General features: G+C 42.2%; 1 protein-coding gene and 1 pseudogene. Both read right to left on the reverse strand.

What is annotated here, in order from left to right; all coding sequences use genetic code 11:
• The coding region (locus HMPREF9449_RS16735; RefSeq protein WP_009137970.1) for a zinc-binding metallopeptidase at nt 1–698 on the reverse strand (698 nt) is incomplete at its 3' end.
• A gap of 32 nt (nt 699–730) precedes the next feature.
• Nucleotides 731–1045, reverse strand: a pseudogene (locus HMPREF9449_RS16740) (RagB/SusD family nutrient uptake outer membrane protein); the annotation flags it as partial.

Here is a 1045-nt window from a genome sequence, read left to right on the forward strand (position 1 = left end):
TCCCGGGTAACGAAGATTGAAATCATTTCGACAAAATCTTCGTCAGCACTGTAACGGGCATAGCGGCTGATAAATCCTTTCGAACGGGCCAGCGCTTCTGTCTGGGAATTGGAACTCCAGTCATCCCCGATATAATCTTTACCGGTGATATTCTGATATTCAGTAGAATAATTTTTAGTCTGGTGCAGGATATGGGCAAACTCATGGTGCATCGTTTTCAGATAAGCATCATTCAATTGTGCTGCCGTCACATGCTCCGGATCGATATCATTTACTTTATAAAGGGTAATCTTTAATCCGCCTTCAGCAGTACCCAAAACGACAGTATTATTCGTATTGTAAGCACCGGAGCCGATCATGTGGATTACACGAGGGGTATACGTCCGGGTGAAAGTTAATCCGACCACTTCATCATAAGCTTCCAACCAAAAATACTTAACAACCTTAGAAAAAGCAATACATTTATCAGGCATAGCCGGAGCCAGTGTATATTTCATATCGGCTTCGATATCCTCCATTTTGTATTTCACTTCGATGTTGTAAGGATATACATAATTGTAAAGTAACCACTCGTCAAATTCACTTCCCGGCCCAACGGTGGTATCAAAGATACTGTGCCCGCTGGGTTTGTCATCATCGCAGGACCAGAGACATCCTGTCAATGTAAGAGCTAACAGATATATTACTATTTTTTTCATATTCATACTTTAATTAATAAGTTAAGTAAGTACTATCTCGGATTCGGAGCGAGGCCTGCGCTGATTACATCATTCGGAATCTGAACGGCACGACGCGGATCATTTACTTCCAGAGAATCCTGAAGAATAACCTCATAATTTTCATCCAAGAACCGGCGATAGATCTTAATGCCGAAGCGTTTTACATCGAACCAGCGCAGACCTTCGTGAATGGTTTCAATCCGACGGAAATGAAGCAGACAGTAAACAAAGTTTTGCTGTTCTTCCGACAATGTGAACTCGGGATGAATCTCTTTCTTCGGAGTCGGGTCTTCCGGGGTATAGAACGGAAGTTCGGAATAATATTT

Origin of the sequence: Odoribacter laneus YIT 12061, from assembly GCF_000243215.1 — a bacterium.
Classification (GTDB): domain Bacteria; phylum Bacteroidota; class Bacteroidia; order Bacteroidales; family Marinifilaceae; genus Culturomica; species Culturomica lanea.